At 61.1% G+C, this 14782-nt stretch carries 13 protein-coding genes; 7 read left to right on the top strand and 6 right to left on the bottom strand.

Annotation, left to right across the window (positions count from 1 at the left end):
• Positions 1–3 precede the first annotated feature (3 nt).
• The 4 genes from DXT77_RS12575 (at position 4) to DXT77_RS12560 (ending at position 7493) form a co-directional block, all read left to right on the top strand.
• The gene (locus DXT77_RS12575; protein WP_119427827.1) at positions 4–2862 is read left to right on the top strand and encodes an RHS repeat-associated core domain-containing protein; all 2859 of its coding nucleotides are present in this window, start codon (positions 4–6) and stop codon (positions 2860–2862) included.
• A 57-nt stretch (positions 2863–2919) separates the two neighbouring features.
• Complete coding sequence (locus DXT77_RS12570) at positions 2920–4680, top strand: ATP-binding protein (protein ID WP_119427826.1); 1761 nt, start codon at positions 2920–2922, stop codon at positions 4678–4680.
• Positions 4680–6008 (top strand): sigma-54 dependent transcriptional regulator, encoded by a 1329-nt coding sequence (locus DXT77_RS12565; protein ID WP_119427825.1) that lies wholly within the window; start codon positions 4680–4682, stop codon positions 6006–6008. Before DXT77_RS12570 ends, DXT77_RS12565 begins: the two co-directional genes overlap by 1 nt.
• 165 nt (positions 6009–6173) lie before the next feature.
• Entirely contained in the window at positions 6174–7493 is a 1320-nt protein-coding gene (locus DXT77_RS12560; RefSeq protein WP_119427824.1) for an MFS transporter, read from the top strand.
• Between the two features lie 63 nt (positions 7494–7556).
• Here the strand turns inward: DXT77_RS12560 and DXT77_RS12555 are convergent, their stop codons facing one another.
• Positions 7557–8315 (bottom strand): hypothetical protein, encoded by a 759-nt coding sequence (locus DXT77_RS12555; protein WP_119427823.1) that lies wholly within the window; start codon positions 8313–8315, stop codon positions 7557–7559.
• Positions 8316–8662: 347 nt separating this feature from the next.
• Between DXT77_RS12555 and DXT77_RS12550 the strand changes: the two genes are divergently transcribed.
• Complete coding sequence (locus DXT77_RS12550; RefSeq protein ID WP_119427822.1) at positions 8663–9064, top strand: hypothetical protein; 402 nt, start codon at positions 8663–8665, stop codon at positions 9062–9064.
• Positions 9065–9192: 128 nt separating this feature from the next.
• Positions 9193–9822: a flavin reductase family protein gene (locus tag DXT77_RS12545; RefSeq protein ID WP_114885139.1), complete on the top strand. Its 630-nt coding sequence runs from the start codon at positions 9193–9195 to the stop codon at positions 9820–9822.
• Positions 9823–9828: 6 nt separating this feature from the next.
• Here DXT77_RS12545 and DXT77_RS12540 read toward each other — a convergent pair whose 3' ends face one another.
• Both DXT77_RS12540 and DXT77_RS12535 read right to left on the bottom strand, forming a co-directional pair.
• On the bottom strand, positions 9829–10071 hold the full coding sequence (locus DXT77_RS12540) for a hypothetical protein (RefSeq protein ID WP_065258578.1): 243 nt from the start codon (positions 10069–10071) through the stop codon (positions 9829–9831).
• Between the two features lie 43 nt (positions 10072–10114).
• Complete coding sequence (locus DXT77_RS12535) at positions 10115–10468, bottom strand: putative quinol monooxygenase (RefSeq protein WP_119427821.1); 354 nt, start codon at positions 10466–10468, stop codon at positions 10115–10117.
• A 335-nt stretch (positions 10469–10803) separates the two neighbouring features.
• On the opposite strand from DXT77_RS12535, the gene DXT77_RS12530 reads away from it, so the two are divergent.
• Positions 10804–11745 (top strand): AraC family transcriptional regulator, encoded by a 942-nt coding sequence (locus DXT77_RS12530; protein WP_119427820.1) that lies wholly within the window; start codon positions 10804–10806, stop codon positions 11743–11745.
• A gap of 112 nt (positions 11746–11857) precedes the next feature.
• Here DXT77_RS12530 and DXT77_RS12525 read toward each other — a convergent pair whose 3' ends face one another.
• The 3 genes from DXT77_RS12525 to DXT77_RS12515 are packed head-to-tail and all read right to left on the bottom strand — an operon-like array spanning position 11858 to position 14683.
• The gene (locus DXT77_RS12525; protein ID WP_085709574.1) at positions 11858–12913 is read right to left on the bottom strand and encodes an ABC transporter ATP-binding protein; all 1056 of its coding nucleotides are present in this window, start codon (positions 12911–12913) and stop codon (positions 11858–11860) included.
• A gap of 16 nt (positions 12914–12929) precedes the next feature.
• Positions 12930–13778 (bottom strand): ABC transporter permease, encoded by an 849-nt coding sequence (locus DXT77_RS12520; protein WP_007960165.1) that lies wholly within the window; start codon positions 13776–13778, stop codon positions 12930–12932.
• Complete coding sequence (locus DXT77_RS12515) at positions 13775–14683, bottom strand: ABC transporter permease (protein WP_007960163.1); 909 nt, start codon at positions 14681–14683, stop codon at positions 13775–13777. The genes DXT77_RS12520 and DXT77_RS12515 overlap by 4 nt, the downstream gene beginning before the upstream one ends.
• Between the last annotated feature and the right edge of the window lie 99 nt (positions 14684–14782).

Below are 14782 nucleotides of genomic sequence, written 5' to 3'. Positions count from 1 at the left end.
ACCATGAGAGCAGCGGTCCCTCCTATCCATTCCGGCACGCCGCAACTGATTGTCAGCGATGCCGCTGGACGGTTGGTCAGACAGGTCAAATACTTGCGCAAGGTAGCGGGAGAGGACGTGCAGGCACTCATTACCCGTCAACACCATGATGTTGGCGGACGAACCGTGGTTGAACTCGATCCGCGCCTGTCCGCGCCGAATACCCTGACCCTTTTCGCGTTGAATGGTCAGGCGCTCAGAACCGTCAGTGCCGACGCCGGCATAGACACCACGCTACCAGGGTTGGCCGGGCTACCCGAACAATCCTGGGACGCGAATGGTCATCATCGAGTCATGACCTACGATGACCAGCTGCGCTTGTTGGCCGTTGAAGAAAACGGGGCACCGGATATCGAAACCTTCACCTACGCTGATCGCTCGGGCGATCCCGCGCACAACCTGCGAGGGCAACTGATCCGGCAGGAAGATCCGTCAGGCTCTGTGGAGGCTCGCAGCTTCGCACTGTCTGGCCAGGTGCTGCGGGAAACCCGGACCTTCCACGATGCTAAAGCGTTTATCAGCAGTCGCCGTTACAGCCCGCTGGGCGCAGTGTTGACGCAGACCGATGCCGGCGGTCACCAGCAAGAGTTCACACACGACGTGGCCGGCCAACTCACCCGGGTGCAACTGCAGATCAACGGACAGTCCGGTTGGCGGCCCGTACTGAAGGCTGCGCAGTACAACGCCACCGGACAAATCCTCGAGCAACAGACCGGCAATGATGTCATCAGCCATTGGCAATACCGCGCTGCCGACGGGCGTCTGCATCGCCACCTCGTACGAAAGACATCGGGGGCGGCGCTTCAGGATTTCGAATATGAATACAACCGGATGGGCAACATCACCCGTATTCTCGATCACGCCTGGACACCGACCTTCTTCCGCAACCAGCAGGTCGATGGTCAGCGTACCTTCGGTTACGACTCGCTCTACCGGCTGATCCGCGCCACCGGCCATGCCGATGCCCCACCCTCGGACAACCTCGGCCGACCGAAGCCCACCGATCCTGCCGACCGGCGCAACTACATCGAAACATACGAGTACGACAGCGGCGACAACCTCGTCAAAACCGTCCACATTCGCGACGGTGCCAGCCACACCACCGAGATGTCTATCGATCCGTCGAGCAATCGCGGCGTGCGCTGGAAACCCGGTGATCCACCTCCGGACTTCACAAAACTGTTCGACTCCGCCGGCAATCTGCAGGCCCTGCAACCCGGCGTGCCGATGCAATGGAATAATCGTGGCGAGCTGGATCAGGTGACCCTCATCGACCGCAACGGCAGCAGCGCCAACGACGAAGAGTCCTACCGCTACAGCCAGGGCGAGCGGGTCTACAAACGCCACGACACCCACACGACAAAAGTCAGCCACTTCCATGAAGTGCGCTATTTGCCGGGGCTGGAAATCCGCAGCAAAGACAACGGTGAAGAGCTACACCTGATCAACCTGCCGCTGGTCAGTGGCGACGTGGTCTGCCTGCACTGGGTGACCGGCAGACCGACGGGCATCGAGGCCGATCAATTGCGCTACACCCACAGCGATCATCTGGGGTCGGTCTCGCTGGAGCTGGACCAACAGGCACGAATGATCAGCCACGAAGGTTATCTGCCGTTCGGCGCCACGGCCTGGATGACAGCGCGAACGCTGATCGAAGTGGATTACCGCTTCATCCGGTATTCGGGCAAGGAAATGGATGTCACCCGCCTGTATTACTACGGTGCCCGTTACTACGCCGACTGGTTGAGGCGGTGGATCAGTGCCGATCCGGCGGGCACTGTGGATGGTTTGAACCTGTACGCTTTCGTGAGAAATAACCCGATTACTTTCATCGACGATGACGGACAGGAGCTGTGGGACTTCATGGACAGCTTTCTGGAGACTGGGCAGCAACGTTCCACAAGAAAATCCCGAAGCGCAGCTGATCAACAGCAATACAGGGCCAATATGGCGCTATCCAGAGCGCTGGGCCGGCATACAAAAATTCTGGATCTCACGACACGACGCGCGCGCGAAGCCGAGACACAAATCAATAATCACCAGTCTGCTTTGGCACACGGACAATCCGCTGCGTTGAGGATTGGCACACACGTTGCTGCGCAAGCCATCTCTTATGGAGCGGGTATCGGCATCGGAGCGACAGCGGCGGCGCTGGGTAGTGTCGCCGGCCCTCCCGGTATTGCCGTTGGCGCGAGCCTCGGGGTCGTAGCGAAAAAGGCAGTGAGCATGGGGCTGGATTATGCATTGGAGCGTACGAGTCTCAGTGCATCGGTCAAATTCAAGTCCGGGAAGCTGGATCCGAACCGGATCATCAATAAAGGTGACTACAAGGCCATGAACTATGGTTCGTACGCGTACAACAAGTTCAAAGGCATCGGGCTAGGTATCGTGCAAATGAACAGAAAGGGCTGGCTGAAGGGCGGCAAGGAGGCTCTGAATGTCGGTGCGAGTATTGGCATGAAGGCCGCCAATACACCGTTCTCGAGCGAAATCGGTGCGGCGTTGAGTACGGTGACCGGAACCTTTGAAATACTTCATGAGATCGCAGGAGCGGGTCAGGAACTGACGGACGAAAAGCTGACCCGTGCCGATCAACACATTTCCGGAATGATCGCAATCCTGGATGAAGCCGTGGGTGTGCTGGACAGCCTGTTCGAAGCCGCCGGGCGCGACGCTATCCACACCTACAGGCCGCTCGGCAAAGTTTTCGGCAACGCTGCCGGTGATACACGTGAAACAGTAATCACTGCAACGAATGCAACCATCACACAATTGAGGCAGACCCAATCTGTGATCAGACGTGCACGCCAGGGTGGCACCTAGCGAGAAGTCCGCCTGTGCATGCTATCGTGCTCGCCCCATTCCGCACCTGATACGTCCATGCCCGCGACCTCACGCCTTGTGCGCCTGACGCTGTACACCCTGTTGATCCTCGCCGGCGCCGCCCTCGCCGCGACGCTTGCGGTCCGTCACGCCGAACGCCAGGCGCTGGTGGAAGACGCCGCCCGGGCCAACCAGCAACTGGCGCTGTACGCCAATTCGCTGCACACCCTGATCGACCGCTACCGCGCCCTGCCCGCCGTGCTGGCATTGGACCCGCAATTGCGTGCGGCGCTGGCAGGTCCCGTGGATGCCGAACAGCAGGCTGCGCTGAACCTGAAGCTGGAAAAAATCAACGGCGCCGCACAATCCTCCACCCTTGAATTGCTCGATCACACCGGCCTTGCGGTAGCCGCCAGCAACTGGCGTCTGCCCAGCAGTTACGTCGGCCACAACTATGGTTTTCGCCCGTACTTCAGCCAGACCCGCACCCAGGGCACCGGGCGCTTTTATGCGGTCGGGGTGACCAGCGGGATTCCCGGGTATTTCCTGTCCAGCGCCGTACTGGGTGACAACGGCGAGTTCCTCGGGGCGATGGTGGTCAAGCTCGAATTCCCGGAGCTTGAGCGCGAATGGAGCCATGGCAACGACACCCTGCTGGTCAGCGATGCCCGAGGCATCATCTTTATCGCCAACCAGCCCGAGTGGCGCTATCGCCTGCTGCACCCGCTGACCCCGGCCGATTACCGGGAGATCAAGGCCACCCGCCAATACGACAAACAGTCGCTGGTGCCGCTGACTCATCTGTCACTGCGCCGCTTCGATGACAACAGTGACCTGCGCCGTGTCGAGGCTCCGCAAGGCACGGCGGATTACCTGTGGGAATCCCTGCCGCTGACCGCAGAAGGCTGGACCCTGCACCTGTTGCGCCGTCCGCAATTGTCCTTCGAAGACCAGCGCAATGCCGGGCTCGCCGCGGCCGGGGTGTGGCTGGCGCTGGTGTTCCTGCTGTTGTTCCTCAACCAGCGCTGGCGCCTGGCGAAGATGCGCCAGCGCAGCCGCGAAGAGCTTGAGCAACTGGTCGAGGAACGCACCCGCGATTTGCGCACCGCCCAGGATGGTCTGGTGCAATCGGCAAAACTGGCGGCTCTGGGGCAGATGTCGGCGGCGCTGGCCCACGAAATCAATCAGCCACTGACCGCCCAGCGCATGCAGCTTGCAACTCTGAGGCTGCTGCTCGATCACGGCCGGGTCGATGACGCCTACAAGGCACTCAAACCGGTGGATGAGATGCTCACGCGCATGGCGGCCCTCACCGGTCATTTGAAAACCTTCGCCCGCAAGAGCCCCAGTGGTTTGCGCGAGCGGCTGGACCTGTCGACGGTGGTCGATCAGGCCCTGCAATTGCTGGACGCGAGAATGCGCGACGAACAGGTCAGCCTTGTGTTGCATCTGACCCGACCGGCCTGGGTACGCGGCGATGCGATCCGCCTCGAACAGGTGCTGATCAACCTGCTGCGCAACGCCCTCGATGCGATGCAGGGCAAACCTTGCAAGCGCCTGGAAATTCGCCTGGAGGCCGACGAGCAACTGTGGCGCCTGAGCGTCATCGACAATGGCGGCGGCATCGCCGAAGAACATCTGGGTCAGGTGTTCGATCCGTTCTTCACCACCAAACCGGTGGGTGACGGCCTCGGTCTCGGACTGGCAGTATCCTTCGCCATCGTCCACGAATCCGGCGGGCGCCTGAGCGCCGAGAACGGCGACAACGGCGCGGTGTTCAGCCTGACCCTGCCAATCGATCTGGAGGCGCACCTCTGATGCTCAACCGCGTGATGGTGGTCGATGACGAAAGCAGTATTCGCAGTGCCGTCGAACAGTGGCTGAGCCTGTCCGGTTTCGAGGTCCAACTGTTCAGCCGCGCCGAGGAATGCCTGGCGGCGCTGCCGAAGCATTTTGCCGGGGTGATTCTCAGCGATGTGCGCATGCCCGGTCTCAGTGGTCTTGAACTGCTGGCCGAAGTACAGCGCCGGGATGCCGACCTGCCGGTAATCCTGCTCACCGGCCACGGCGATGTGCCGATGGCGGTCGAAGCGATGCGCGACGGCGCCTACGATTTTCTGGAAAAACCCTTCAGCCCCGAGACCCTGCTCGGCAGCCTGCGCCGGGCGCTGGACAAGCGTCGTCTGGTGCTGGAAAACCGCGCCCTGCACGAGCAGGCCGACAATCGCGCCAGACTCGATGCCACACTGCTCGGTGTATCCCGTGGCTTGCAGACCTTGCGCCGGCAGGTGCTGGATCTGGCGACCCTGCCGGTCAACGTGCTGATCCGTGGCGAAACCGGCAGCGGCAAGGAGCTGGTCGCCCGCTGCCTGCACGACTTCGGCCCGCGCGCCGACAAACCCTTCGTGGCGCTGAACTGCGCGGCGATCCCCGAGCAGTTGTTCGAAGCCGAGTTGTTCGGCCATGAGAGCGGCGCGTTCACCGGAGCCTCCGGCAAACGCATCGGCAAGCTGGAATACGCCGATGGCGGCACACTGTTTCTCGATGAAATCGAAAGCATGCCGCTGGCCCAGCAGGTAAAACTGCTGCGGGTGTTACAGGAACAGAAGCTGGAGCGGCTGGGGTCGAACCAGAGCATTCGCGTTGACTTGCGCATCGTCGCGGCGACCAAACCTGATCTGCTGGATGAAGCCCGGGCCGGACGGTTTCGCGAGGACCTGGCGTATCGACTGAACGTCGCGGAATTGCGCCTGCCGCCACTGCGTGATCGTCGGGAAGATATTCCGTTATTGTTCGAATCCTTCGCCCAAAGCGCCGCTCAGCGATTGGGCCGGACTTTTCCGCCGCTCAGTGGTGCGCAATTGAGCCACCTGCTGAGTCATGACTGGCCGGGTAATGTGCGGGAACTGGCGAACGTTGCCGAGCGGCAGGTGCTGGGGCTGGATGAGCCGGTGCAGGGCATCGATCCCGGTCAGTCGCTGGCGGCGCAGCAGGAAGCGTTTGAGGCGCAGTGCCTGCGGGCGGCGTTGACCCGGCACAAGGGTGATGTGAAAGCCGTACTGGAGGAGCTGCAACTGCCGCGGCGCACCTTCAATGAAAAGATGCAGCGGCATGGACTGACCCGGGAAATGTTCGTATCTGAATGAGCGGAAATCCGCTCATTCATTCCGGCCCATCGGCAAAAACCCGCTCAGCAACTCCCCCTCCCCCCTCTAAACCGGCCCTCTCCCCGTTGGCACAGCTCCTGCTATAGCCCCCGCAGGCTGCGTATCAACGCGCTCCACAAAAACAATTAAACGAAGGATCCTTCAATGGATAACTCCAACGCCCTGCCTCTTGGGTCGGCTGCCGTGCCGGCCAAAGAAAAAACCACCGCCAGTCGCATCAAGTCGATCTTCAGCGGTTCCGTCGGCAACATGGTCGAGTGGTACGACTGGTACGTCTATGCCGCCTTCTCGCTGTACTTCGCCAAGACCTTCTTCCCCGCCGGTTCCACCACCGCCCAATTGATGAACACCGCCGCGATCTTCGCCGTGGGTTTTCTGATGCGCCCGATCGGTGGCTGGCTGATGGGCCTGTACGCCGACAAGGTCGGACGTAAAAAGGCGCTGATGGCCTCGGTGTACCTGATGTGCTTCGGCTCCCTGCTGATCGCCCTCAGCCCGAACTACGAAACCATCGGCATCGGCGCACCGATCCTGCTGGTGTTTGCTCGTCTGCTGCAGGGCCTGTCGGTCGGCGGCGAGTACGGCACCTCCGCCACTTACCTGTCGGAGATGGCGACCAAGGAACGTCGCGGCTTCTTCTCCAGCTTCCAGTACGTGACCCTGATCTCCGGCCAGCTCATCGCGCTGGGCGTGTTGATCGTGCTGCAACAGATGCTCACCACCGAGCAACTGTACGCATGGGGCTGGCGTATTCCGTTCGCCATCGGCGCGCTGTGCGCAATCGTCGCGCTGTACCTGCGTCGCGGCATGGAAGAAACCGAATCGTTCACCAAGAAAGAGAAGTCCAAGGAAAGCGCCATGCGCACCTTGCTGCGCCATCCGAAGGAACTGCTCACCGTGGTCGGCCTGACCATGGGCGGTACACTGGCGTTCTACACCTACACCACCTACATGCAGAAATACCTGGTGAACACCGTCGGCATGAGCATCTCCGACTCCACCACCATTTCCGCGGCCACGCTGTTCCTGTTCATGTGCCTGCAACCGATCATCGGTGGTCTGTCCGACAAGATCGGCCGTCGCCCGATCCTGATCGCCTTCGGCGTGCTCGGGACGATCTTCACCGTGCCGATCCTGATGACCCTGCACACCATCCAGACCTGGTGGGGCGCGTTCTTCCTGATCATGGCGGCGCTGATCATCGTCAGCGGCTACACCTCGATCAACGCCGTGGTGAAGGCCGAGCTGTTCCCGACCGAAATCCGCGCCCTGGGCGTCGGCCTGCCGTACGCACTGACCGTGTCGATCTTCGGCGGCACCGCCGAATACATCGCGCTGTGGTTCAAGAGCATCGGCATGGAAACCGGTTACTACTGGTACGTGACCGCGTGCATCGCGGTGTCCCTGCTGGTGTACATCACCATGAAAGACACCCAGAAACATTCGCGCATCGTCACTGACTGATCGCAAAAAAAACGCGCGAAGGTGCAAGACCTTCGCGCGTTTCTTTCCTGTCCGATTTCCCGATCAGGACAACTCGGCAACGCCCTGTTTGCCGCCATAGCGCTTCTGCGCATAAGACGCGCCCACGATCATCACCAGCAGAATCCCTGCCAGCACTGCCGACGAACCGATGGTGCCGAAGTCCAGTCCGCCCTTCTCATGGGACTTGGTCATCAGGTCGCCCAAGGTCGCGCCAAACGGCCGGGTCAGCACGAACGCCACCCAGAACAGCGCCACCGACGAAATCTTCGTGAAGTACTTGAGCAGTACCACCACCGCAATCGCCGAGCCGATCAACAGCGCGCCACCGGCAAAGCCCAGGCCCGAGTCGTCCGCCAGGTAATCGCCGAGCGCGGTGCCCAGGGTGTTGGAGAACAGGATCGCCATCCAATAGAACATCTCGCCGCGAAAGCTCTGCACCTTGGTGACGTTAAGCGAGTCGCCGCTCAGGCGCCACGCCGCGAAGATCGCCAGCAGGATCGCGATCAGGATCATCGAACCGGTGGCGTAACCCAGCTCCAGCGTGCGGTCCATGAAGTCGGACATGGTGGTGCCGGCGGTGCTGGTCGACAGGATCACGATCCAGTACAGCAGCGGCTTGTAGGTCTTGGACATCAGTTGCGTGACCAGCGTCAGGACGAACACGCTGATCAGGATCAGCGAGCTCATGGCGTAGCCGACATTCAGGGTCATCGACAGCAAATCCCCCGCGGTTTCCCCCAGGGTCGTCGCGCAGATTTTCATGACCCAGAAGGCCAGGGTGATTTGAGGCAGTTTGTTCATTGCAGGTAAAGCTCCAGTGTGTGACGGCCGGTTCTTGGTTTTCTGGCCGCCGGCAGACTGGCGTTACGCGGGTGAAAAACCGGTCGGGAATGTATGAAAAATCTGTCACGCAAGCCAAAAGCAGCGATTAATCACCGGTTAATGCCCCTGCCGCATCCTGCACTCACCTGATCGATTGACTGCGCGTCGCTCGCTCCCACGACGAGACGAATTCAATGCGCCGCCCTTAATATCAAGTTAATCGATTGTTTTTAGCATTATTTTGCGCTTTTTAATCAATTTAGTTGGCGTAGCATGAAACCCATGCAAGACACACCGCCAACGAATTTCGAATCTGGAGAACGACCATGAAAACCAAACTGATCCTCGCCCTGACCCTGTCCGTACTGGCCGCCAACACCTTTGCCGCCGATGGCTCGGACAAAACCAAATCCGCCGATTTCATCAACGGCGCCAGCGCTGCCATCGAAACCAGCCACTCGGGCACCTACGCTGCCGATGGTTTCGATAAAACCAACGTCGGCAAAGCCGTTGCTGCCGATGGCTTTGACAAGACCGGTACTGCCGCAGCCATCGCTGCTGACGGTTTCGATAAAACCGGCACCGCCGCTGCCATCGCGGCCGACGGTTTCGATAAAACCGGCACCGCCGCTGCCATCGCGGCCGACGGTTTCGACAAGACCGGTACTGCTGCTGCCATCGCTGCCGACGGTTTCGATAAAACCGGTACCGCCGCTGCCATCAGTTGATCGGCAGAATGCAGACACCAAAGCCCGGCCATTGCCGGGCTTGTTCATTTCCTAAGGTCGGGATTTGATCTTCGCGGACCGGACTTGCACTATTGGCCGCTTATAAAAGCCTTCAGGAACACCCCGCCATGCCCGATGACATCCATTTCTACGAACCGGCCAACGGCCACGGCCTGCCCCACGATCCGTTCAACGCGATTGTCGGTCCGCGCCCCATCGGCTGGATTTCTTCGCAGGATGCCGAGGGCAAGCTGAACCTGGCGCCCTACAGCTTTTTCAACGCGTTCAACTACATTCCGCCGATCATCGGGTTCTCCAGCGTCGGGCGCAAAGACAGCCTGAACAACATCGAGCAGACCGGTGAGTTCGTCTGGAACCTAGCGACCCGGCCGCTGGCCGAGCAGATGAACCAGAGCTGCGCAGCCGTCGCGCCGGAGGTCAACGAATTCGAACTGGCGGGACTGACACCGGTGGCGTCGAAGGTGATTGCCGTGCCGCGCGTGGCCGAAAGCCCGGTGTCCTTCGAGTGCAAGGTCACGCAGATCATTCAGTTGCAGCGCGCCGACGGCGAGACGGTGCCGAGCTGGCTGGTGCTCGGTGAGGTGGTCGCCGTGCACATTGCCAAATGGCTGTTGAAGGACGGGATCTACGACACCGCCGCCGCAGAACCGATTCTGCGCGGCGGCGGGCCGGCGGACTACTTCCAGCTGGGGCCGGAGGCATTGTTCAAGATGTGGCGCCCGGGCGCCGTCAAGTAAACGGAGTTACCAGATCAGCTCGGCGTCATCAGTGACGCCCTTGAGCTTGTCCAGCTCATTGATCGCCGCTTCATCGGCGGCAATGGCACCAGGGAACACCTGGTCATTCAACAGTTTGTGAAAGCGTGGCGCACCGCCGTCAACCAGGGCCTTGACCGCGATTGCCGCGAAATAACCCTTGTTGCTGCCCAATTCGACGGGGACTACAGCGGAAACCGCTTCGAAGTGTTCGAACTCTTTACGTGCCATGTCGCAGGTCCTGGCTCAGTCAGATAGGCCGGCCATTAAACCCTCAACCGGCGAGTTTGTGTATCGGCGCGCAACTCTGACCCAGCGCCTGCGCTGCCGACACGTCTTTAAACGTGTGGAAATCCAGGCTGTTGACCACCAGGTCCTGCACCAGCTCGGCAAACACTTCCATCGATGGGCTGCTGAAATAAGCGGTCATCGACTGCTGGTTGCTCCAGAAACCGGAAACCAGCCACAACTCGGGATCACACTGCGAATGCTGCAGGGAAAAGCTCAGGCAACCGGCGGCGGCACGGGATGGTTCGATCAACGCGCTGAGGCGCATGCCGAGTTCCGCCGAGCGCCCGGCGCGCGCTCGAACGAAGGCCATATGACTGACGGGAATCTGCTTGGACATGTTCAACCCTCCCAGGGAGTCGCGTGGCAGCCGGGGACGGGCTGCGACAGGATCCAAGGTTAAGGGCCGGGCAATGCTCGCCGTTAGTCGATTCCTGCCGTTGCGTTGCACAATCCTGCGAGACTGTCTTTCAGACCTGTAACAGATCGTGAATTGCTGTCACCGTCCTGTCACACCGGTTTCGAGCAAGTTTGCCGGCATGCGCCCTGTCATGTCTGGGCAGGCCAGCAACGCCATGCAGGATCAGGCAAGCATTTCGCAGGATGTGTCTACCGCTTGCGCTTGCACAAACTTATGCTCTGCTCCCATTCCATCCCTTGCCGAGGAGGCTGTGCATGACGTCATTCGATCGTTTTCAGGCGCCGCCCGATGCCGACATGGCAGCTGACATGGAAAAACAGCGCGAGGAACTGGCGGCGATCATTCGTCGCAACACCTCCGAAGATGGCAGTTATGCCACCGCCGTCGGCTCGCTGTTCATGTCGCGCCACACCAAATCCCACGATTTCGCCCCGGTGCTCGCGCAACCGGCGCTGTGCATCATGGCCCAGGGTCGCAAGGAGGTACGGCTGGCGGACGAGTACTTCAATTACGATCCGCTGAATTATCTGGTGGTCTCGGTCTCGATGCCGTTGAGCGGTCGGGTGGTGAATGTCTCGCCTCTGGAACCGATCCTCGCCGTGCGCCTGGACATCGATCCGGCAGAAATCACCGCGCTGATCGCCGATGCCGGCCCCATGGGCGTACCGACCCGGCCGACCGGACGCGGTCTGTATGTGGAAAGGATCGACAGCGCGATGCTCGATGCGGTGCTGCGTCTGGCCCGACTGCTCGACACGCCGAAAGACATCGCCATGCTCGCGCCGCTGATCCGTAGGGAAATTCTCTATCGCCTGCTGCGCAGTCCGCAGGGTCATCGGCTGTACGAAATCGCCATCGCCAACAGCCAGAGCCACCGCATCAGCCAGGCGATCAAATGGCTCAACGGCAACTTCGAACAGCCGTTGCGCATCGATGATCTGGCGAAGGAAGTGAACCTCAGCGTCTCGACCCTGCATCACCGCTTCAAGGCGATGACGGCGATGAGTCCGTTGCAGTATCAGAAGCAGTTGCGCCTGCAGGAGGCGCGGCGCCTGATGCTGGCTGAAGGGCTGGAGGCATCGGCGGCCGGATATCGCGTGGGTTATGAAAGCCCGTCGCAATTCAGCCGCGAGTACAGCCGATTGTTCGGCGCGCCGCCGCTAAGGGATCTGGCGCGGTTGCGGCTGACGGTCTGATCCGATTTTTTATAGCGGCCGCTGGCCCCTTCGCGAGCAAGCTCGCTCCCACATTGGATCGGCGTACAACTGAACCTGTGGGAGCGAGCCTGCTCGCGATGGGGCCTTTGATTCAAGCGCCGAGTACCCGACACGCCTCGCTCGGCAACGTCACCGACACCGGATGCCCGATCCCCAGCCCAATCCCCTGACACGGCGTACTCAGCGCCGTAAACGTCACCCCGGAACATTCCACCGTAGTCTCGATGGTCGCGCCGATATCCCGCACAAACGTCACCTTGCCCAGCAGGCGATTGCCCGCCGTGGCCTGGGGCGCCGACAGTTGCAGGTCTTCCGGGCGGATCAGCATTTTCACTTTCTGCCCGACCACGATGCTGCTGCAGATCGGCACTTGCAGGGCGTCGCCGCCCGGCAGCACGACCTTGCCATCGCCCAGCGCGGTGGCCGGGAAGATATTGCCGGAGCCGATAAAGTCCGCGACGAACTCGTTGGCCGGGTGCCGATAGATTTCAATCGGCGTGCCCACCTGCTGCACCCGATGCTCACCGAGGACCACCACGATATCGGCCATGGTCATGGCTTCGCGTTGATCGTGGGTGACCATGATGGTGGTGATGTTCAGGCGTTGTTGCAGTTGGCGGATTTCCACCTGCATCGACTCACGCAGCTTGGCATCCAGCGCCGACAGCGGTTCGTCGAGCAACAGGATTTTCGGGTGCGAGGCAATGGCCCGGGCAATCGCCACCCGTTGACGCTGACCGCCGGAGAGTTTGGCCACCGGGCGATCAATCATCGGTTGCAGCTGGATCAACTCCAGCAACTCCACCACCCGCGCCTGTTGATCGGCCTTGCTCACGCCCCGCAGTTTCAGCGGATAGGCGATGTTCTCGCCCACGGTCATGTGCGGGAACAACGCCAGCGACTGGAACACCATACCGAAGTTGCGCAGGTGCGCCGGGGTGTGGCCGATGTCCTCGCCATCCAGGCGGATTTCGCCGCCGGTGAGGGTTTCCAGCCCTGCGATCATTCGCAGCAACGTGGTCTTGCCGCAGCCCGACGGGCCGAGGAAGCACACCAGTTTGCCCTCGGGCAAATGCAGGTTGACGTCTTTTACCGCGCAGGCCGAGCCGTAGTGTTTCTCGACGTTTTCCAGAATCAGACCAGACATAAATCACCTCAAGAAATCAGAACGAAACGCCACCTTCACCGACCAGCTTCTCCAGCGCCCAGATCAGGACGAAGTCGATCAGCACGATCAGCACGGCAAACGAGAACACGGTAGGGTCGAGCGATGACACGGTGCGGCTGTACATCCAGATCGGCACGGTCATGACGTCGATGGTGTAGAGGAAATAGGTCACGGTGAATTCGTTGAACGAGACGATGAACGCCAGCAGCATCCCCGCCAGAATCCCCGATTTCATCAACGGCACCACCACGTCGACGATGGCCCGCAGTGGCGAAGCGCCGAGCATCTGCGCAGCCTCTTCGACTTCGCTGCCGATGGAAAGCATGGCCGCCGTGCAATTCTTCACCACGAACGGCAGCGCCAGAATCACGTGGGCAATCACCAGTCGCGAGGTGGTCATGTGGAACGGCAGGCTGTCGAACACCAGCAGCAAGGCCAGCCCCAGCACCACCATCGGAAACACCAGCGGCAGCGACATCAGTTGCAGCGCCACGCCCTTGCCGCGGAACTCGCAACGGGTCAGCGCATAAGCCGCCGGCACCGCGATCAGCGTGGCGAAAATCATCGTCAGGCACGACACCAGCAGACTGGTGCCCATGGCCTGGCCGAGGCTCAGCACATCGCTGGCATCCGGCGAAACGAAGGTGTGCCAAGCCGCCTTGTACCACTGCAGGCTGTAGCTGCTCGGCGGGAAGTCGAGGTTCGACGCGCCGCTGAACGACATCACGATCATGGTCAGGATCGGCAACACTGCCAGGAACAAAATGATCCCGGAAAGAATGCCGGCGAACTTGCCGGTGTCGCCCGGCAACAGCGACTGACGCTTCTTGATCAGGGCACTCATTGCGAAGCCTCCAGCAGACGGCGACGGCGGCCGGTAATGTATTCGGACAAGGTCATGATCGCCAGGGTGGTGACGATCAGCACCACCCCGGCAGCGGACGCGGCGGGCCAGTTCATCAGCGGGGCGATCTGGTCATGCACCATCACCGCGAGCATCGGCACGCGCCGACCGCCGAGCAGCAACGGCACCACGAAGCTGCTGGCGTTGTAGGCGAACACCAGAGTCGCGCCGGTGATGATCCCCGGCAGGCTCATCGGCAACACCACCTGACGGAACACCTGAAAACGGCTGGCGCCAAGGGTCGCGGCAGCCTCTTCGTAGCTGCGGGCGACGCCGCGCATGGCGCTGGCAATCGGCAGCACGGCCAACGGAAACGCGGTCTGCACCAGGCCCATCAACACGCCGTTCTGGTTGTACAGCAACATGATCGGGCGCTTGATCAGACCGAGGCCCATCAGGGTCTGGTTGAGCATGCCGCCGGGGCCGAGGATCACCAGCCAGCCGTAGCTTTGCAGCAACAGGTTGACCAGCAACGGCAACAGCACCGCCGCGAGGAAAATCCGCCGCACGAACGGCGAGGTCAGGCGCGACATGGTGTACGCCACCGGGATCGCCAGCACCACGGCGATCACCGCGCTGATCAGCGCCAGACGCAAGGTCAGCAGCAACGATTTGAGGTAGTAGGGTTCGAGCAACTGCGCGTAACTGGCCAGGCTGAAACCGGACCACTCCGCACCCTTGGTGCCGACGCTCATGCGCAGTACCAGCAGGCTGGCGGCAATCAGCACGCCGAGAAACAGCATCGACGGCGTGAGGAAAAACCACGCCCGCGCAGTCGGCGAAACACCGCGCGCCGGGCGCACGTCACCCGCGCCGACCGGTTGGGTCAGGGATTGATGTTCCATAGCAATGATCTCGTCAATGGAAAAGCAACGGCCTCAAGCTCACCTTGGCCCTCTGTGGGAGCGAGCCTGCTCGCGATTGCGGACTGACATTCACCAACG

It is taken from the genome of Pseudomonas sp. 91RF (assembly GCF_003576265.1).
Taxonomy (GTDB): domain Bacteria; phylum Pseudomonadota; class Gammaproteobacteria; order Pseudomonadales; family Pseudomonadaceae; genus Aquipseudomonas; species Aquipseudomonas kribbensis.
Note: the sequence above shows the minus strand (reverse complement) of the source record. Positions and strands in the feature narration are given on the sequence as shown.